General features: G+C 68.6%; 16 protein-coding genes and 1 pseudogene. 11 read left to right on the top strand and 6 right to left on the bottom strand.

What is annotated here, in order from left to right:
• The 4 genes from ACT6QK_RS11940 to ACT6QK_RS11925 form a co-directional block, all read left to right on the top strand.
• On the top strand, positions 1–708 hold a 708-nt coding region (locus tag ACT6QK_RS11940; RefSeq protein ID WP_444598046.1), incomplete at its 5' end, for an acyl-CoA dehydrogenase family protein.
• Positions 709–710: 2 nt separating this feature from the next.
• The gene (locus tag ACT6QK_RS11935) at positions 711–1,886 is read left to right on the top strand and encodes an acyl-CoA dehydrogenase family protein (protein ID WP_444598045.1); all 1,176 of its coding nucleotides are present in this window, start codon (positions 711–713) and stop codon (positions 1,884–1,886) included.
• On the top strand, positions 1,879–2,640 hold the full coding sequence (locus ACT6QK_RS11930; RefSeq protein ID WP_444598044.1) for an alpha/beta fold hydrolase: 762 nt from the start codon (positions 1,879–1,881) through the stop codon (positions 2,638–2,640). The genes ACT6QK_RS11935 and ACT6QK_RS11930 overlap by 8 nt, the downstream gene beginning before the upstream one ends.
• A gap of 89 nt (positions 2,641–2,729) precedes the next feature.
• Entirely contained in the window at positions 2,730–5,198 is a 2,469-nt protein-coding gene (locus ACT6QK_RS11925; protein ID WP_444598043.1) for a TonB-dependent receptor, read from the top strand.
• Between the two features lie 87 nt (positions 5,199–5,285).
• Here ACT6QK_RS11925 and ACT6QK_RS11920 read toward each other — a convergent pair whose 3' ends face one another.
• The 4 genes from ACT6QK_RS11920 to ACT6QK_RS11905 form a co-directional block, all read right to left on the bottom strand.
• Positions 5,286–7,313: a TonB-dependent receptor gene (locus ACT6QK_RS11920; RefSeq protein WP_444598042.1), complete on the bottom strand. Its 2,028-nt coding sequence runs from the start codon at positions 7,311–7,313 to the stop codon at positions 5,286–5,288.
• Positions 7,314–7,381: 68 nt separating this feature from the next.
• On the bottom strand, positions 7,382–8,290 hold the full coding sequence (locus tag ACT6QK_RS11915) for an HpcH/HpaI aldolase/citrate lyase family protein (protein WP_444598041.1): 909 nt from the start codon (positions 8,288–8,290) through the stop codon (positions 7,382–7,384).
• Between the two features lie 43 nt (positions 8,291–8,333).
• Positions 8,334–9,434 (bottom strand): DUF2855 family protein, encoded by a 1,101-nt coding sequence (locus ACT6QK_RS11910; protein ID WP_444598040.1) that lies wholly within the window; start codon positions 9,432–9,434, stop codon positions 8,334–8,336.
• A gap of 121 nt (positions 9,435–9,555) precedes the next feature.
• Positions 9,556–9,750, bottom strand: a complete 195-nt coding sequence (locus tag ACT6QK_RS11905; protein ID WP_444598039.1) for a hypothetical protein — start codon at positions 9,748–9,750, stop codon at positions 9,556–9,558.
• Positions 9,751–9,770: 20 nt separating this feature from the next.
• Between ACT6QK_RS11905 and ACT6QK_RS11900 the strand changes: the two genes are divergently transcribed.
• From ACT6QK_RS11900 to dxs, 7 genes are all read left to right on the top strand, one after another.
• Positions 9,771–11,129 (top strand): putative bifunctional diguanylate cyclase/phosphodiesterase, encoded by a 1,359-nt coding sequence (locus ACT6QK_RS11900; RefSeq protein ID WP_444598047.1) that lies wholly within the window; start codon positions 9,771–9,773, stop codon positions 11,127–11,129.
• Between the two features lie 139 nt (positions 11,130–11,268).
• Positions 11,269–11,886 carry a histidine phosphatase family protein gene (locus tag ACT6QK_RS11895; RefSeq protein ID WP_444598038.1) on the top strand — a complete coding sequence of 206 codons (618 nt, stop codon included), beginning with the start codon at positions 11,269–11,271 and terminating at the stop codon, positions 11,884–11,886.
• Between the two features lie 19 nt (positions 11,887–11,905).
• Complete coding sequence (locus ACT6QK_RS11890) at positions 11,906–12,565, top strand: peptidylprolyl isomerase (protein ID WP_444598037.1); 660 nt, start codon at positions 11,906–11,908, stop codon at positions 12,563–12,565.
• Between the two features lie 59 nt (positions 12,566–12,624).
• Complete coding sequence (locus ACT6QK_RS11885) at positions 12,625–12,873, top strand: exodeoxyribonuclease VII small subunit (RefSeq protein WP_444598036.1); 249 nt, start codon at positions 12,625–12,627, stop codon at positions 12,871–12,873.
• Entirely contained in the window at positions 12,873–13,238 is a 366-nt protein-coding gene (locus ACT6QK_RS11880) for a tRNA-binding protein (protein ID WP_444598035.1), read from the top strand. The genes ACT6QK_RS11885 and ACT6QK_RS11880 overlap by 1 nt, the downstream gene beginning before the upstream one ends.
• Positions 13,235–14,152, top strand: coding sequence for a polyprenyl synthetase family protein (locus ACT6QK_RS11875; protein ID WP_444598034.1), 918 nt, complete (start codon positions 13,235–13,237; stop codon positions 14,150–14,152). The genes ACT6QK_RS11880 and ACT6QK_RS11875 overlap by 4 nt, the downstream gene beginning before the upstream one ends.
• 87 nt (positions 14,153–14,239) lie before the next feature.
• Positions 14,240–16,150, top strand: coding sequence for a 1-deoxy-D-xylulose-5-phosphate synthase (dxs, locus tag ACT6QK_RS11870; RefSeq protein WP_444598033.1), 1,911 nt, complete (start codon positions 14,240–14,242; stop codon positions 16,148–16,150).
• A gap of 152 nt (positions 16,151–16,302) precedes the next feature.
• Here the strand turns inward: dxs and ACT6QK_RS11865 are convergent, their stop codons facing one another.
• Both ACT6QK_RS11865 and ACT6QK_RS11860 read right to left on the bottom strand, forming a co-directional pair.
• Entirely contained in the window at positions 16,303–17,877 is a 1,575-nt protein-coding gene (locus ACT6QK_RS11865; RefSeq protein WP_444598032.1) for a carboxylesterase/lipase family protein, read from the bottom strand.
• 11 nt (positions 17,878–17,888) lie between these two features.
• A pseudogene (locus tag ACT6QK_RS11860) lies at positions 17,889–18,381 on the bottom strand (LamG-like jellyroll fold domain-containing protein); the annotation flags it as partial.

Below are 18,381 nucleotides of genomic sequence, written 5' to 3'. Positions count from 1 at the left end.
AAGACCTGGACCACCCTGGCGCAATACGCCGACTGGGGCTTCTTCCTCGTCCGCACCGATCCCGACGCCAAGGCCCAGGAGGGGATCAGCTTCCTGCTGATCGACATGAAGACCCCGGGCGTCACCGTACGGCCGATCATCACCCTGGACGGCGCCCACGAGGTCAACGAGGTCTGGCTGGAGGACGTGCGCGTCCCGGTCGAAAACCGCATCCATGAAGAGAACAAGGGCTGGACCTGCGCCAAATTCCTGCTGGCCCATGAGCGGACCAATATCGCCGGCGTCGCGGCGTCCAAGAACGCCCTGATCAAGCTGCGCGCCGTCGCCGAGGCCGAGGGGCTGGCCGACGATCCCATCTTCCAGAGGAAGCTGGCCGACCTCGAGATCGAACTTCTGGCGCTGGAATACACCGAACTGCGCACGCTGGCGCGCGAGAGCTCGGGCAAGGGGCCGGGGCCGGAATCCTCCCTCCTCAAGATCAAGGGCACGGAGGTGCAGCAGCGGCTGACCGAACTGGTGGTTGAGGCCGTCGGCGCCTACGCCCTGCCGGACGGACGGGCCATTCGATCCGGCAATCTGGGTCCGGTCGGGCCCGTCTGGGCCAGCCGCGCGGCGCCGACCTATTTCAACATGCGCAAGACCTCGATCTTCGGCGGCTCGAACGAGATCCAGCGCAACATCATCGCCAAGATGGTTCTGGGGCTCTGACGATGGATCTCGACTTTTCCGAGGAACAGACCCTGCTGGCCGATGCGGTGAACGGCTATCTGACGGCGGTCTATGACCTCGACACACGGCGCGGCGCCGTCGCCTCCGAGGCCGGCTGGCGGCCCGAGGTGTGGAAAGCCCTGGCGGAGGAGTTGGGCGTTCTGGGCGCCCTGATCCCCGAGGACGCCGGCGGCCTCGGCGGCGGCGGGGTGGAGGCCATGATCGTCATGCGCGCCATCGGTCGGTCGCTGGCGCTGGAGCCCTATCTGGAGACGGCCGTGCTCGGCGTCGGCCTGCTGAAACGGGCGGGCGGGGCACGGGCCGAGGCCCTGATGGCTTCCATCGCCGAGGGTCAGGCCATCGTCGCCTTCGCCCATGAGGAGGCGGCGGGTCGTCACACCCTGCTACGGGTCGAGACCACGGCTCGGCGTGACGGCGACGGCTGGCGGCTGGACGGCGCCAAGGCGGTGGTGTCGGCCGCGCCGTGGGCGACCCATCTGATCGTCACGGCCCGGACTTCGGGCTCAGCGACGGACGAGGCCGGGATCGGCCTGTTCCTGATCGAGGTCGCGACGGCGGGAGAGGGGCTTTCGATCCGACCCTATCCGACCGTAGACGGTCGCCGCGCGGCGGAGGTCGCCTTCGACGGGCTGGTCCTCCCGGCCGACGCCCTGCTGGCAGAGGACGCCTTCGACGGCGTCATCGCCCCGGCCCTGGACGAGGCCGTCGCCGCCCAGTGTGCGGAAGCTGTGGGAGTCCTGTCGCAGCTCCATGACCAGACGCTCGACTATGTGAAGCAACGGAAGCAGTTCGGTCGGCCGATCGGCCAGTTCCAGGTGCTGCAACACCGGCTGGCGGACACCTTCGCCGCCGTCGAGCTGGCGACATCCCTGACCTATATGGCCACGCTCCATCTCGACGCCCCGGCGGCCGAGCGGGCGCGAATGGCCTCGGCGGCCAAGGTCGGGGTCGCGCGCGCCCTGCGCTTCGTCAGCCAGGCGGCGGTCCAGACCCACGGCGGCATCGGCATGACCGATGAGTTGGCGCTGAGCCACTACTTCAAACGCGCCTCGGTGATCGAACAGCAGTTGGGCGGGGTCGAGCCGCACCTGCGCCGCTTCATCGCCCTGACCCCGGCTTCCACCGCCGAGCTGGATGGAGGTCTGGTCGATGCCTGAGTTCAGGGCCTCGGACGGCGTTCGCCTGAACTACTTCGTCTGGGGCGAGGCGGGCGACCGGCCGCCGGTCTTCCTGCACCACGGCTTCGCCGCCAGCGCCCTGCTGAACTGGCACGGAACGGGCGTGGTTCAGGCCCTGCTGGATGCGGGGCGTCAGGTCATCGCCATCGACGCCCGGGGCCACGGCGCCTCGGACGCCCCGACCGATCCAGCCCTCTATGGGGAGGTCCAGCTGGCCCGGGATGTCGGCGAGTTGCTCGACCATCTGGGCGTGGAGCAGGTCGATCTGGCCGGCTATTCGATGGGGGCTGTGACCGCCCTGATCTTCGCCTCGGGCGACGCGCGCGTGCGTCGGCTGTGGATCGGCGGCGTCGGCGAGGCGGTGATCGATCTGGGCGGCGTCGAGACCCGGCTCCTGCCGCCCGGAGCCCTGATCGCGGCGCTGGAGGCCGACGAGCGTCCGGCGGACATGCATCCGGGCGTGGCCGAGTTCCGCATCTTCGCCGAACGCACCGGCGGACATCTGAAGGCCCTGGCGGCGCAGGCTCGATCGATGCACGCCGCGCCCATAGCGCTGGACCAGATCCGCGTCCCGACCCGGCTGGTCGTGGGCGACGCGGACCCGCTGGCGCGCCATCCGCAGCGGCTCGCCGACGCCCTGCCGGACGCCGAACTCATCATTCTGCCGGGCACGCATCTGGGCGTGTGCAGCAACCCCCAATTCGCGGAGTCGATCGTCGCCTTCGTGAACTGACCGCGCTCGGGGAGGGCGCGGCCAGAGAGCTTCAGTACCTGCGTAACCAGACAACAGCGGACAAACCGCACAGAGGGAGGAAGACTATCATGAGGACCCATCAACGGCTTCGGACCGGCGTATCGCTCGCCGCCTTCGCCATCGCCGCACTGGCCGCCGGAACCGCCGCCGCCCAGCAGGACCAGCCCACCTCGGTCGATGACATCATCGTCACCGCCAACAAGCGAGAGCAGAGCCTTCAGGACGTGCCGTCGGTCGTCACCGCCATCAGCGAACAGCTGCTGACCGACGCAGGCGTCAAGGACATCAAGGATCTGCAGATCCTGACGCCCGGCCTGACCGTCACCTCCACCTCGAACGAGGCGATCACCACCGCTCGCGTGCGCGGCGTCGGCACCGTCGGCGACAACCCGGGGCTGGAAAGCTCGGTGCTGGTGACCATCGACGGCGTCTATCGCCCGCGCAACGGAGTCGGCTTCGGCGACCTGGGCGAGCTGGAGCGGATCGAGGTGCTGAAGGGGCCCCAAGGGACCGTCTTCGGCAAGAACGCCTCGGCCGGGGTCATCAACATCCTGACCCAGCGTCCGTCCTTCACCTTCGGCGCCAACGCCGAACTGACCGCCGGCAACTATGGGGCCATGGGCGGTTCGGCCTCGGTGACCGGCCCGATCATCGGCGACCAACTGGCCGGACGCTTCTATGTCGCCCGCCGCACCCGCGACGGCTTCATGGACGTCTCCACCGGCCCGGGGCCGCGCACCCTGAACGAGGACAACGACCAGGACTTCTGGACCGCCCGCGGCCAGTTGCTCTGGCTGCCCAGCGACCGGCTGTCGGCGCGCCTGATCGTCGATTATTCGAAGCGTGAAGAGAACTGCTGCGCCGCGACCCAGCTGTTCGTCGGTCAGGCGGCGAATTCGCGCGCGGCCCTGATCAACCTCGTGCGGCCCGGGTCGGTCGACACCGTCGCCACCCCGTTCGACCGCCAGGCGCGCAGCAACCGCGACACCACCCAGGACATCGAGGACAAGGGCGTCTCGCTGCAGCTCGACTTCGACCTGACGCCGAACGTCAGCCTGACCTCGATCACGGCGGCCCGGTCGTGGAACATCGTCAGCGGTCAGGACAGCGACTTCACCTCGGCCGATCTGGTCTATCGTCCCAGCGACGGCTCCAACTTCACCGACTTCAAACAGTTCTCGCAGGAGGTGCGGCTGGCCGGATCGTCCGGGCCGATCGACTGGCTGATGGGCGCCTTCTACGCCAAGGAGGATCTGGAGAGCGGCTCGGCCCTGCTCTACGGCTCGGACTACTACGCCTACTTCGCCGGGCGGGTGCTCAGCGGCGTGCCGGCCCTCGTCGGCCTGACGCCCGGCACCATTTTCCAGCAGGGCAACGGCAGCCGCGACGCCTATGACCAATCCGGCGAGACCTTCGCCGTCTTCGCCGACATAAACGCCGCCCTGACGTCGAAGCTGACCCTGAACATCGGGGCGCGCTGGACGGTGGACGACAAGACGCTGAACGCCCGATACAACACCACCGGCGCGTCCTGCGATCAGGGCGAGGCCCGCTATGCGACCCTGGCCGGCCTGTTGGGCGCGGCGACGGCCCAGACCATCGTCGGCGGCCTGTGCCTGAACAGCCAGAACGATGACTTCGACGCGCTCGGCGCCTTCACCCAGGAGCGCTCGGAGGACGGGGTCACCGGCACGCTGAAGCTGAAGTACGACTTCACCGAAGGGGCCATGGGCTACGTCTCCTACTCGCGTGGCTTCAAGGCGGGCGGGTTCAACCTGGATCGCGAGCAGGCCATCTTCATCACGGCGACGGGGCCGAACTTCACCGCCGACCCCAACACCGCCTTCCGCGGCGAATATGTCGACTCGTTCGAGGCGGGCATGAAGCTGAGGCTGTTCGACGGCGCCATGTCGCTGAACGGCGCGGCCTTCCACCAGACCTATGAGGACTTCCAGCTCAACACCTTCGTGGGCACGGCCTTCATCGTCGAAACCCTGCCGGAGGTGATCTCCAAGGGCTTCGACCTCGACATGGTCTGGTTCCCGCCGGTCGAGGGCCTGTCCTTCCAGGGCGGGGTGACCATGGCGGAAACCACGATCAGCAACTTCACCGCCGCCGACCTGCTGGTTCCCAGCCGGTTCAACAGCCTGCGTCGCCTGCCCGGCGCCCAGCTGTCCTTCGCCCCGGAATGGTCGGCGTCCCTGGCCACCTCCTACGAGCGGTCGATCGGCGGCGGGCTGAAGATCCGGGGCAATGTCTCGGCCAAGTACATGGGTGACTACAACACCGGCTCGGACCTGCATCCGTCCAAGTTCCAGAAAGCCTATACTCTGGTGAACGCCCGCATCGGCTTCGGCGCGGAGGACGACCGCTGGTCCATCGAGGCCTGGGCCCAGAACCTGTTCGACCAGGACTATCTGCAGGTCGGCTTCAACGGCCCGTTCCAGGTGGACGAGAACAATGACGCCATCAGCGTTTACAACGCCTTCCTCGGCGCGCCGCGCACCTATGGCGTGACCCTGCGCTCGAAGTTCTGACTTCGGTCTGACCGGACTCCTCCGGAGACCGGCTCCGGGGGTCTACTGGGCCGGACGTGTCGCAGGACGCGTCCGGCCCCTTCTTGTCTAGAACCGATAGGCGACGCCGACCCGGATGTTGCGGCCGGGCAGGGGGGCGATGTCCTTGAGGAAGGAGACGTGCTCGCGCGCCTCCTCGTCGGTCAGGTTGTGCGCCTCGGCGAAGACCGTGACGTTGCGGTCCGCCAGGGGCCGGAAGGCGGCCTTCAGATTGACCATCGTATAGGCGTCGGTCGGCAGTTCGCCCTCGGCTACGCGGTCCTGTTCGGCCACATGGCGCACCTCGCCGGAGACGTCGTAGCGAGCGGTGGTCCAGCTCAGGCCGGCGGTCACCGACCACGGCGGGATGCGGGCGGCGGGGCCCAGGTCGGTGTCGGCGCGGACATAGTCAGCCGAGCCTTCCAGTGACAGTTTGCGGTCGCCGCTCTCCCACAGGGCATAGGCGCCTTCCAGCTCGAACCCTTTGAAGGTGGCGTCGGTCTGGACGAACTGGAAGATGGGGAAGAACTCGTCCTCCTCCTCGAAATAGAAGTCGGCGCCGGTGGGCCGCTCGTCGATAAAGCCGTCGTACCAGGAGTGGTAGACGTGCAGGTCGCCGGTGAAGGGGCCCCGGTCGTAGTGGACGGTGCCTTCCAGGGTGGTGACCTTTTCCTTGTCCAGATCGACGTCGCCGGTCTCATAGACAGCCGTGGCGATGTGGACGCCGTCGGCGAACAACTCGACCTCGCTGGGGGCGCGCTCGTTGCGGGCCAGGCTGAGGCCGAGAAACAGGCCAGGCGCGGGTCGGAGGAAGCCGGCCACCGAGGCGGACCAGTTGTCGAAGCTGCGCGTCACCTCGCTGGCCCCGCCGATCGGGGTGGCCGACAGTTCGCGACGGTCGAAGCGCAGGCCGCCCTCGACGCCCCATCCGGCGCGGTCCAGCCGCTGGACCGTATAGACGCCGATTTCGGAGATGTCGGAGGTGGGCACGAAGGCCTCCTCGCCGATCGCCTCGAAGGTACGGTCCAGTCCCTGGACGCCCCAGGCGCCGTTCCAGCCGTCGCGAACGCGCTGAACCAGATCCAGTCGCGCCTCGGTCCCGTCGGAGTTGAAGATGGTGCCGGGCTCGCCGACATCCTCGAACTCGGTGTGGGTATAGGTGGCGTGGCCGACCGAACCGCGCACGGCTTGCAGCGGGCCCTGGTCGAACCGGTATTCGCCCCGCAGGTCATAGCGGTCCTGGTTCAGGTCGATGAAGACCGTCGGTTCCGCGACCGTGCCGTATTCGCTGTCGGTGGTCTTGTAGGACAGGCCGAGGAAGCCCTTGTCCCCGATCCAGGCGCCGCCGACGCCCCAGGCCGTCAGGTCCGTGGCGCTGTTGGGCTGTTTGGTCTCGTCGCCGCGTGCGACGCCTTCGGCCTCGGCCAGGCGACGCGACAGGGCGGGGGCGGGAATGTCATAGTCGTCCGTCGTCCGGCGCACCCCGTCCAGGGTGAAGGCGAAGGATCCAGCGCCGACGGTCACCCGGCCGAAGCCGCCGCGACCGTTGTCGACGCTGGAGACCTGGGTCGAGAAGACGCCGTCGACCCCGCCTTCGGGCTGTTCGGTCGGGATGCGGTCGTCCAGCACATTGACCACGCCGCCGATGGCCGAGCCGCCGTAGATCAGGGTGGCGGGGCCGCGAATGATCTCGATCCGGTTGGCCTCGGCCGGGTCGGTGGCGACCGCGTGGTCGGGCGAGACCGAGGAGGCGTCGATCAGGCCGATGCCGTTGGTCAAAACCTGCACGCGCGGGCCGCTGAGGCCCCGGATCACCGGACGGCTGGCGCCGGGGGCGAAGTCCGTTGAACGCATGCCCGGCTGACCCGCGACAAGATCGCCCAGCGAGGCGGCGGGGGCGGTGGCAAGATACTCCTCGTCCAGCACGTCGGTGGCGATGGTCGTGGCCCGCTGGCTGATGCCGTAGGGGGCGGCGGTGACGATGACGTCCTCGACCCGGTCGACCGGCTGTGAAGCGGGGCTGGTCTGGGCATGGGCGCCGCCCGCGAGGGCGGAGGCGGCGACGGCGGTGAGGAGGAAGGGACGCAAAGCAGACATTAGGCGAAATCCTTGGGAGGGTTCGCCAGTGTTATGAGATAACATTGCGGCTCGTCAAGCCGCAGGAGTCAGGTCGTGCGTTCGGCCTTCTTCACCAGGGCCTCGGCCTGACGGATGGAAGCGACGTCGATCATCCGCCCGTCCAGCGTCGCCGCGCCCCGGCCTTCGGCGGCGGCCTGTGTCATGGCGTCGAGGATGCGGCGGGCCTGTTCGACCTCGGCCTCGGGCGGGCTGTAGGCGGCGTTGATCGTCTCGATCTGGCCCGGATGGATGGCCCATTTCCCGTCGAAGCCCAGCGCCGCCGTGCGGGCGGCGGCGGTCGCCAGCCCCTCGAGATCGGCATGGGCTGACCAGGGTCCGTCCAGCACCCTCAGGCCATGGGCCCGGCCGACGACCAGCAGGCGCGACAGGGGATAGTGCCAGGGATCGCCCGGATAGGCGGCGATGCCCTCGCCGATGGCCGTGGTCCGGGCGCCGGTCGAGGCGGCGTAGTCGCCGGGGCCATAGTGCAGCGCCTCGATGCGCGAGCTGGCGGCGGCGATGGCCTCGACATTCATCAGCCCCTCGGCGCTCTCGATGATGAGCTCCAGACCGACGGGCTTCGTGCGACCCAGATCCGCCTCGACCTGACCGACGAGGGCGGCGAGGGCATGGACGTCGGCGGCCCGGTGGACCTTCGGCAGCATCAGGAGGTCCAGCCGGTCCGAGGCGCCGGTCAGCACCTCGATCACGTCGCGATACGTCCAGACCGTGTCCCAGGCGTTGACCCGGACCGACAGGGTCTTTTCGCCCCAGTCGAACGCGCCGACCGCCCGGGCGGCGTTGGCGCGGGCCGCCGCCTTGTCGTCCGGGGCGACGGAGTCCTCCAGATCGAGGAAGACGACATCCGCCGCGCTGGCCGCCGCCTTCTCGATGAAGCGCATCGACGAGGCCGGAACGGACAACTGGCTGCGGTTCGGGCGGACGGGAATGCTCATCGCCGATAGATGCGATGGAACGGCCGGGGGAGCAATGTGTGTGTCAGCGCGCGATGCGAACGACGGCGCCCTCGGCCGGGTCGCCGCCGTGGTCGGCGAGGGCGCGGATGACGGCGGCGGCGGCGTCGAGGCCCTGGTGCGCGACGATGCGGATCCATGGATTGGTCGGATCGACCACGTGTTCGAAGAAGGTCTTTTGATCGGCCAGGAAGCGTTCGTGGAAGGCATGCAGCGTCCCGCGCTCGCGGTGGCGGTCCAGGGTGGTGGCGGCGAAGAAGAACTTCGGCCTGGGGCCGACCAGTTCCGGGTCGTCGGTCGGGAAGGCGTCGCCCAGGGTAGAGCCCACGAGGCAGTCGTAGGTCAGGTCGTCGCCAAACCGCGCATGCACCCGCCGGCGCAGGACCGGATCGCCGGCCAGATCGAGATAAAGAGTTGGAACCCCGGTCGGCAGGCTCTCGATCTCGTCATAGGCATGGACCGAGGCATAGGCGCCCAGGCCCGCGACGAAGGCGCGGTTGCGCGCGCTGGTCAGGGCGACGACCTCGACATCATCGCCCGCCATCGCCCAGGCCGCGCCATAGGCCGTCTTGGACGAGGCGCTGGAGACGACGATGCGTCTGGCGCCGAAGAAGCCGTTGTCCCGGAGGAAGTCGACGGCCGTATAGGAGGTGACGAACAGGGGCCGGAAGATCGCTTCGGCGTTTTCCAGCGCCGGGTCGTAGTGGCGGTCGGCGGCGCACAGGACATAGCGGTTGTAGATGTCCGGCACGGCCTTGCGCCAGGGCGAGGCGTCGGCGAACCCGCCGCGCGAAACCTTCTCCGCCTGGACCACAAGCGTGTCGGCGATCGGGAAATAGCCGAACACACGCGCCCCGACCTCGATCCCCTCGGCGCGGCTGGCGACCACGTCGGCGAAGCCCCAGACCGGCATCATCCCGTAGTCGTCGCGCCCGGTCGGAAACACCTTCCAGTAGCCGATGGCGTCGCCATAGGCGGCATAGGTGATGTTGTTGGTGGTCAGGGAGAACCGGTCCAGCGCCAGCACCACCTCGCCCTCTGCGGCTTCCGGCGCGGCGACCGGTTCGACCAGGGTCGCACCAGGATCAGACTTCAGCGTCATCAGGCGGCGGTTCGCGTCGGACATGGCGGTCTCCCTTTTCGGACAGACTAGCGCCGACTGCGGTTGACGTAGGAGCAACTGCGCAAACGAAGAGGGCGGGCGCCTTGCGACGCCCGCCCTGACGGTTTGGGCTGATCCTGCCGGATCAGAACTTGAAGGTCGCGCCCATGGAGAAGACCCAAGGGCCGATCTCGGCCTCGCCGACGACCGGAGCGCCGGCGAGAGCCGGGCCGGCGACAGGATTGACGTTGCCGGTGGCGGTGGTCTCGAGCCAGCCCTTCTTCAGTTCGACGAACAGGCCGTAGCCGTCGTTGACCATGAAGTCGGCGCCGAGTTCCACGACCGGCCCACCACCTCTCCCTGGCGGTCGAGAACCGGCGCCTGTCGCGCGAGGGCGCGCGGCTGGACGTCAAGGCCCACTCCGATCCCCTGACCGGGCTGATGAACCGGGTGGCGTTCAACAACGTCCTGGCCGAACGCAGCCGCGACCATGTTCAGGGCGAGTTGGCCATTCTGTTCTTCGATCTGAACCGGTTCAAGGAGATCAACGACAGCCTGGGCCACACGGTCGGGGATCTGTTGCTGGGCCAGGTGGCCCTCTGTCTGACCGAGAATCTTCCCGGCGCCGTCTCGGTGGCCCGGATGGGCGGCGACGAGTTCGCGGCCATCCTGCCGGTCACGCGCGAGGTGACGCCCGAGGCCTGTGCGACCGCCATCGCCGAGAGCCTGAAACAACCCTTCCTGCTGGAGGGCCAACTGGTCCAGACCGGGACGGCCATCGGCATCGCTTACGGCAATCTGGCCTATGACGACGGCGACGACCTGCTCAAGCGCGCCGATCTGGCCATGTACGAGGCCAAGAGCGCCGGCATAAACACCTATCGCGTCTTCGATGACGTGATGGAGGAGCGGATGTCGAGCCGGGTGGCGATCCGCAGCGAACTGTCAAAGGCCATGCAGGAAAATGAGCTGTCGCTGCATTTCCAGCCCCTGGTCAGCGCCCGCACGGGCGAGCTCAGGAGCGTCGAGGCCCTTCTGCGCTGGAAGTCGCCCCGGCTGGGAAATGTGTCGCCCGGCGTGCTGGTCCCGATCGCGGAAGAGAGCGGCCAGATCATCGAATTGTCGAACTGGGTCATCGACCGCGCGCTCGAGGCCGCCGCCGTCCTGGGCGACGTGCCGGTCGGCATCAATATCTCGCCGCTACACTTCCGTCACAGCCAGTTCGCCCAGATGATCGCCGACAAGATGCTGGCGGCCAAGGTCAAGCCCTCGTCCCTCTATATCGAGATCACCGAAGGCGTCCTGATCTCGCACATGGAGGCGGCCAAGCGGACCATCAGCCAACTGCGGAACCTGGGCATCAAGGTCTATCTCGATGATTTCGGCACGGGCTATTCCAGCCTGTCCTATCTCCAGAACTTCGAGTTCGACGGGATGAAGATCGACAAGTCCTTCCTGCGCAACCTGGATCAGCGCCAGCAGGCGACCCAGATCATGAGGTCGGTGATCGACCTGGGTCACAGCCTGGATCTTCAGGTCGTGGCCGAGGGCGTCGAGACCGACTGGCAGGCCCGCCTGCTGCAACTGCTGAACTGCGACCTCCTGCAGGGCTTCCATTTCGCCACGCCCATGCCGCTGGAGGACGTCATCGCCTTCCGCGCCGCCAATGACCCGGCCGCGATCGACGCCGCGCCGGTCGAGCGCCGCATGGCGGTCTGATCCGGCGACCCACATCGGCTTGTGTCGGGGCGCCCGCCCGTTTACGACCGTGGCAGGAGCGCCGGCCGGCGACCGTGTTCAGGCGTAAGGGAGGATTGAGTGACGCCGTCGACCTGATCGTCGTCTGCCGCCTCGCGCCATGACCCTGCCTTCGTCCTCGACCCCCGCTCCCGCTGTCGCCGCACGTCCCGGGGCGATCATCCTGACCCGGCACGGAAAGCCCGCCCTGTCGCGCAAGTGCCTTCTGACGGCGCAGGGCTATGGCCGCTGGTGGGCCGAGTATGAGCGGCTGGGTCTGTTTCCCGGCCAGACGGCGCCCGACGCCCTGTCCGAGACGGCCGTCGCCTCGGGAACCCTGATCTCGTCGAGCCGCCCCCGCGCGCGCGAATCGGCGGCCCTGGCGGCCCCGGGGCGAGAGGTTCTGGTGGAGCCTCTGTTCATCGAGGCGCCCCTGCCGCCGCCGCCCCTGCCCGAGTGGATCAAGCTGTCGCCGAGGTTCTGGGGCGTGGTCTCACGCTTCTGGTGGCACGTCTTCAACAACCATGGCGGCCAGGAGACACGCGTCCAGGCCGAGGCACGCGCCGAACAGGCGGCGGATCGGCTGATCGCGGCGGCGGCCGACGGTCGGGAGGTCGTCGTCTTCGCCCACGGCTACTTCAACCATATGGTGGGCGTGGCCCTGAAGGCGCGCGGCTGGCGGCTGACGGCCAATCAGGGATTCAAATACTGGTCCCAGCGCCGGTTCGAGAAGGTCTGAGGCGAAATAGGAGGGCGCGATGCTTCGGCGAATATGGCTTTCGGTCCTTCCGCTTCTGATCCTCGGCCTGGCCACGTCGCCGGTGTCGGCGCAGACGACGCCCCCTACGCCCGCGACCGCCGCCGCCGCCGCCGCTGATGTTCGCGACCGGGTCTTGGTGGAAACCACAGCCGGGAACATCGTCATCGCCCTCGATCCCTCGGCTCCGATCACCGCCGCCAACTTCCTGCGCTATGTCGAAGAGAAGCGGTTCGACGGGACCGACTTCTACCGCTCCATGGTCCTGGGTCCGAACCTCGGCCTGATCCAGGGCGGGACGCAGAATGCGCCCGATCGCGTCCTGCCGCCCATCGCCCATGAGCCGACCAGCGAGACCCGCCTCAGCCACACGGACGGGGCGATCTCCATGGCCCGCAACGAACCGGGCTCGGCGACCGGTGACTTCTTCATCATCGTCGGCAATGTCTCGACCCTGGACGCCAACCGCAGCGCTCCGGGCGATCCCGGCTTCGCCGTCTTCGGCCGGGTGATCGACGGCATGGATGTGGTGCGCCAGATCCTGGCGGCGCCCAAGTCCCCGACCGAGGGCGAGGGCTTCATGGTCGGCCAGATGCTGGAGCCGCGCATCCGCATCGTCTCCGCCCGCCGCGTCGAGGCCGTGGCCGTTCCACAACCCTGACCTCTTGTGGCCGGGATTGAGCGTTGAACCGGGGCGGCGCGGCCATTAGGGTCCGCGCCATGACCGACGCCGCCGCCAAGATCGCCGACCTGAGCTTCGAAGACGCCCTCGCCCGGCTGGAGACCATCGTCTCCCGCCTGGAATCCGGCCAGGCGCCGCTGGAGGAATCGATCACCCTCTATGAGGAGGGCGCGCGTCTGAAAGCCCACTGCGAGGATCGGCTGAAGGCCGCCCAGCTCCGCGTCGAGAAGATCGTCGTCGGCCCCGACGGTTCGGCGAAGGGCGTCGAACCGGCCGAGTTCGGCTGATGACGCCGATTATCGACGCGCCCGTCGCGCCGAGGATCGTCTACGACGACTTCATGAAGGTCGACATCCGCATCGGCCGGGTGGCGAAGGCCGAGCCGTTTCCGGAGGCGCGCAAGCCCGCCTTCAAGCTGACCATCGACTTCGGCCCCAAGATAGGCGTGAAGCGGTCCTCGGCCCAGATCACCAAACACTACACCCTGGAACAGCTTCAGGACCGGCTGGTGGCCGCCGTGGTCAACTTCCCGCCGCGCCAGATCGGCCCCTTCATGTCCGAGGTTTTGACCCTCGGCTTCCCGGACGCGGACGGCGAGGTCGTGCTGGTGGGCGTCGATCGCGACGCTGTGGTGGGCGGGAGGCTGTTTTGAGCCCCAATCCACGCGCCGCCAACTCGCCCGAGCAGGCCGTGATCGACCGGGTCGCCGAGGTCGCGGACCTGGTCACCATCGCCCTCGACCGCCTGTTGCCACGGGGCGAGGGACCGGAGGCGAAACTGACCGAGGCCATGCGCTATGCGGCGCTGGGTCCGGGCAAGCGGCTGCGACCCTTCTTCGCCCTGGAGGCCGGGCGGTTGCTGGACGCGGACGAGGGCGCCGTGCTGCGCGCCGCCTGCGCGCTTGAGTGCATCCACGCCTATTCCCTGGTCCACGACGACCTGCCCTGCATGGACGACGACGACGTGCGGCGCGGAAGACCGACCGTCCACCGCCAGTATGACGAGGCGACGGCGGTGCTGGCCGGCGACGCCCTGCAGAGCGCGGCCTTCGAGATCGTGCTGGACGAGGACACCCACGACGACGCGGAGATCCGCGCCGAGCTTGCGTTGCGGCTGGCCCGGGCCTCGGGCGCCCTGGGCATGGCGGGCGGCCAGATGATCGACCTGCTGGGCGTGCGCGACGATCTGGGCGGCGTGGCGCGGATGCAGCGGCTCAAGACCGGCGCGCTGTTCTCACACGCCTTCGAAATTCCCATCATCATCGCCCGGGCCCGCGAGGCCCAGCGCAACGCCCTGATGGGGTTCGCGGACGACATCGGTCTGGCCTATCAGATCGTCGACGACCTGCTGGACGTGGAAGGCTCGGCCGAGGAGATGGGCAAGGCGGCCGGCGGCAAGGACGCGGCGCTGGGCAAGACCAATTTCGTGACCCTTCTGGGCGTGGAACAGGCGCGGCATCGCGTCGCGCATCTGGCCGATCAGGCCCGTGATCGCCTCGCCGTCTTCGGTCCGGACGCGGAAAACCTCAAGGCCAGCGTGGACTTCGTGCTAAACCGTCGGTCCTGACGGCCTCTCGCCCGTTTCGGTTGCCCTTCGCAGTCCCGGAATGTGGGCGTAAGGGATCGTCCGTTCGTCCTGCGACTTCTGAGTAATATGCCCGACACCCCGCTTCTCGATCAGGTTCGTCTCCCCGCCGACATGCGGAAGTTCGATCTTCCGCAGCTGCGCCAACTGGCGGACGAGCTGAGGGCTGAAACCATCGACGCCGTGTCGGTGACCGGCGGCCATCTGGGCGCGGGTCTGGGGGTGGTCGAGCTGACCGTGGCCCTGCACCATGTGTTCGACACCCCGAACGACATCCTGATCTGGGATGTCGGTCACCAGTGCTATCCGCACAAGATCCTGACCGGGCGGCGTGACCGCATCCGCACCCTGCGCATGGGCGGCGGCTTGTCGGGCTTCACCAAGCGCTCGGAGAGCGAATACGACCCCTTCGGCGCGGCCCACGCCTCGACCTCGATCTCGGCGGCGCTCGGCTTCGCGGCGGCGCGCGAGCAGAAGGGCGGGTCGAACAAGGTCGTGGCCGTCATCGGCGACGGCTCCATGTCCGCCGGGATGGCCTATGAGGCGATGAACAACGCCGCCGAGACCGCCGGCCAGCTGATGGTCATCCTCAACGACAACGACATGTCGATCGCGCCCCCGGTCGGCGGGATGAGCGCCTATCTGGCCAAACAGGTCTCGGGCGGCGCCTACCAGAACTTCCGCAAGTTCGGAAAGAAGGTGGCCCAGCACATGCCGCGCCCGTTCCGAAACGCGGCGCGCAAGGCCGAAGAATACGCCCGGGGCATGGTCGTGGGCGGCACCTTGTTCGAGGAACTGGGCTTCTACTACATCGGCCCGATCGACGGGCACGACATGGACAACCTCGTGCCCATCCTGAAGAACGCGGCGGCCATCACCGATCGGCCGGTTCTGGTCCATGTCGTGACCCAGAAGGGCAAGGGGTATGCGCCCGCCGAAAGCAGCGCCGACAAGCTGCATGCGGTCGTCAAGTTCGACGTGGTCTCGGGCAAGCAGGCCAAGTCGGTGTCCAACGCCCCCAGCTACACCAAGGTGTTCGTGACCGATCTGATCAAGCGGGCCGCGCTGGATCCGTCGATCGTCGCCATCACCGCCGCCATGCCCTCGGGCACGGGTCTGGACCTGTTCGGCCAGGCCTATCCCGATCGCACCTATGACGTCGGCATCGCCGAACAGCATGCGGTGACCTTCGCGGCCGGTCTGGCGGCGGACGGGATCAAGCCTGTCTGCGCCATCTATTCGACCTTCCTCCAGCGCGGCTATGACCAGGTGGTCCACGACGTGGCCATCCAGAGCCTTCCCGTGCGGTTCGCCATGGACCGGGCCGGTCTGGTCGGCGCCGATGGGGCGACCCACGCCGGGTCGTTCGACATCGGCTTCATGGGCGCCCTGCCGGGCATGGTGCTGATGGCCGCGTCCGACGAGGCCGAACTGGCCGCCATGATCGCGACCTCGCTGGAGATCGACGACCGGCCCAGCGCTTTCCGCTATCCGCGCGGCGACGGCGTCGGGGTCGAGATCCCGGAGCTGGCCGCCCCTCTTGAGATCGGCAAGGGCCGTATCGTGCGCGAGGGGACCTCGGTCGCCCTGCTGTCGCTGGGCACCCGGTTGCAGGAGACGCTGAAGGCCGCCGACCTGCTGGCCGCGCGCGGCGTTTCGGCCACCGTCGCCGACGCCCGCTTCGCCAAGCCGCTGGACGCCGACCTGATCCTGCGTCTGGCGCGCGAGCACGAGGCGCTCATCACGGTGGAGGAGGGCGCCATGGGCGGCTTCGGCGCCTTCGTGCTGCAGCTTCTGGCCTCCAAGGGCGCGCTGGATGCGGGCTTGAAGGTCCGCACCCTGAACCTGCCCGACGTCTTCCAGGATCAGGACAGCCCCGCCGCCATGTACGCCGCCGCCGGCCTCAACGCCGAACAGATCGCGGCCTCGGCCCTGGCGGCATTGGGCGTGGGCGCGGCGCGCGGAGCGGTAAGAGCGTAGCTATAGCACTTCCCGTCACCCTCGGGCTTGACCCGAGGGGCGGACGGTCTGCCGCACGGCGTCAGGGGCGAGGCACGGCCCGGTCAACCTCCGATCCTCGGGTCAAGCCCGAGGATGACGGATTGGGAAGGTTGGCGGCGGCGGCTTGCGGCTTATGTTCCCGGCTGGACATAGGGGATCATCGAGAAGAACTCACGCTGATCCCCGCGCGGGTCGTCGGCCATGCGGCTCTCGACATCGAACAGCATGGTCTGGCGGCGCGGCAGTTCGTATCTGTCCCAGCGCGCCAGGCCTGCGTGGTTGGGATCGCCCTTTGCCGCCAGTGAGATGAAGGCGTCGCTCATCCGGTCGGCGACCTGCTGGGCGCCCGGCCCCCGGGTGCGCGAGCTGGCCGCCTCGACATTGTCGAACACCAGCGGGATGTCGGCCGTGTGGAAGGCGCCCTTGCGGCCCGACGCCATCTCACCGGGGAAGTCGAGCTGATAGACCCAGGCGGGGGCGCCGGCCTTCGCCCGTTCCTCCGCCTCGATGACGGCGCCGCGCCAGGACCGGCCGGCGGTCGTCGCGCCGATCAGCACCTGATCCGGCGTCCAGTCGGGGTGCATCCTGCGGTAGCCGGCGATGATGGTCGGCGGGTCGATGTCTATGCGCATCACGCCCGGTGTCAGACGAGCGGGCAGGGTCTCCCAGGTCAGGTTCGCATTGGCCGGATCATTGCCCATGAAGCCGAGGGTCTCTTCGCGCGTATTGCCGATGATCATCGGGATATGGCGGCCCACCGGCGAGGCGACGGGATAGAAGGGGTGGGTCGGCAGGCTGCGGAAATCCAGCACCGGCCCGAAATAGAGACCGCCAAAGCCCAGGATCGGATCCTCGGCCGACATGGCCTCGAGCAGCTTTTCCGGCGGCATCGTCAGGGTTTCGGCCGCGCGATCCGGCGTCAAGCCCAGCGCCTTCAGCCAGGTCTCGGTGCGGCGCCGCGCGTTGATCGGACCGGAGGCCGTGACCTGTTGGCCGCTCATGGTGGCGGCGCTGTGGAACAGGCCGGAGGCGGCGGGGGTGGCCATCAGGGTGGCGATCTTGGCCCCGCCGCCCGACTGGCCGAACAGCATGACGCGCGACGGGTCGCCGCCGAAGGCCGCGATATTGTCCCGCACCCATTGCAGGGCCAGGATCAGATCAAGCTGGCCGACATTGCCGCTGTCTTCGAGACCCGGCACGAGGGGCGCCAGATAGGCGTAGCCGAAGACGTTGAGCCGGTGGTTCAACGTCACCACCACCACGTCGCCGCGCTTGGCCAGTCGCGTGCCGTCATAAAGATCGCTGGAGCCCGACCCGCTCGAATAGGCGCCGCCGTGGATATAGACCATCACCGGCCGCTTCCCGGCGTCCGTCCCGGGCGTCCAGATGTTGAGGAAGAGGCAGTCCTGGCTCTGGACCTCGTCGCGACCCCGCTGCGGGCTGGCCGCGCCGTAGTCCGTCGCCCGCACCGGATCGGTCCAGGGCGTCGGCGCCAGGGCCGGGCGGAAGCGCCGGTCGGCGGTCGAGGCGCCGTAGCGCAGTCCCTTGAACACCGCGATCCCGTCGCTGGTCACGCCCGTGACCGGGCCATACCGTGTCTGGACGAGCGGGTCGGCCGGGCCCCGGCGCCGGTTCTGGGCGGAGACGGGCGAGGCGAGGGCGGCGGCGGCGAGGCCGGTCAGCAGGGTGGCGCGGCGGGTCAGCATAGGCGGCGTCCTCAGCGGGTCCGCGCGGGCACGGCCGCGCTGTTGTTGTCCAAGGCGATCTCGGCGCCGTCGAAGAGGACGCGGAGGCGGGCGCCGGTCAGGCTCGCGCCCCTCGGCGGGGTGATCCGGACCTTGGCCGTCTTAGCCTTCAGATCGTTCGGCGCCGCCAAGGCCGGAATGGCGGCTTCGGCCAGGAGGCGGCCGTCGGCGCCCTCCAGCACCAGTTTCGCCGCTCCGGCGTCGCGCGATCCGAGCGAGTGGATCGTCGCGTCCAGGGCGCCGCCGCGCCAGACGACGTCGCGCGGGGCGAGGCCCAGATCAGGCCGGTCGCGGACATCGACCTCGGCGCCGTCCAGCGCCAGTTCGATCACCGTGGTCACGCCCGGGGCGAAGCTGAACGAGAGGTCCGAGCCCTTGCCGAAGTCGTGCGTCGATCCGGCCGTCGCGTCGTCGATCCCGTCGTCGCCGTCCGCGTCCAGGCCCTGACGCACGGTCCAGCGGCCG

This window comes from Brevundimonas sp. (assembly GCF_052436175.1).
Classification (GTDB): Bacteria; Pseudomonadota; Alphaproteobacteria; order Caulobacterales; family Caulobacteraceae; genus Brevundimonas.
The sequence above is the reverse complement of the archived record's forward strand: the minus strand, read 5'-3'. Positions and strand labels throughout refer to the sequence as shown.

Excerpts from the sequence above, each read along its gene's own strand:
- ACT6QK_RS11935 (WP_444598045.1), top strand. The coding sequence starts at position 711 with ATGGATCTCGACTTTTCCGAGGAACAGACCCTGCTGGCCGATGCGGTG.
- ACT6QK_RS11930 (WP_444598044.1), top strand. The coding sequence starts at position 1,879 with ATGCCTGAGTTCAGGGCCTCGGACGGCGTTCGCCTGAACTACTTCGTC.
- ACT6QK_RS11925 (WP_444598043.1), top strand. The coding sequence starts at position 2,730 with ATGAGGACCCATCAACGGCTTCGGACCGGCGTATCGCTCGCCGCCTTC.
- ACT6QK_RS11920 (WP_444598042.1), bottom strand. The coding sequence starts at position 7,313 with ATGTCTGCTTTGCGTCCCTTCCTCCTCACCGCCGTCGCCGCCTCCGCC.
- ACT6QK_RS11915 (WP_444598041.1), bottom strand. The coding sequence starts at position 8,290 with ATGAGCATTCCCGTCCGCCCGAACCGCAGCCAGTTGTCCGTTCCGGCC.
- ACT6QK_RS11910 (WP_444598040.1), bottom strand. The coding sequence starts at position 9,434 with ATGTCCGACGCGAACCGCCGCCTGATGACGCTGAAGTCTGATCCTGGT.
- ACT6QK_RS11895 (WP_444598038.1), top strand. The coding sequence starts at position 11,269 with ATGACCCTGCCTTCGTCCTCGACCCCCGCTCCCGCTGTCGCCGCACGT.
- ACT6QK_RS11890 (WP_444598037.1), top strand. The coding sequence starts at position 11,906 with ATGCTTCGGCGAATATGGCTTTCGGTCCTTCCGCTTCTGATCCTCGGC.
- ACT6QK_RS11885 (WP_444598036.1), top strand. The coding sequence starts at position 12,625 with ATGACCGACGCCGCCGCCAAGATCGCCGACCTGAGCTTCGAAGACGCC.
- ACT6QK_RS11880 (WP_444598035.1), top strand. The coding sequence starts at position 12,873 with ATGACGCCGATTATCGACGCGCCCGTCGCGCCGAGGATCGTCTACGAC.
- dxs (WP_444598033.1), top strand. The coding sequence starts at position 14,240 with ATGCCCGACACCCCGCTTCTCGATCAGGTTCGTCTCCCCGCCGACATG.
- ACT6QK_RS11865 (WP_444598032.1), bottom strand. The coding sequence starts at position 17,877 with ATGCTGACCCGCCGCGCCACCCTGCTGACCGGCCTCGCCGCCGCCGCC.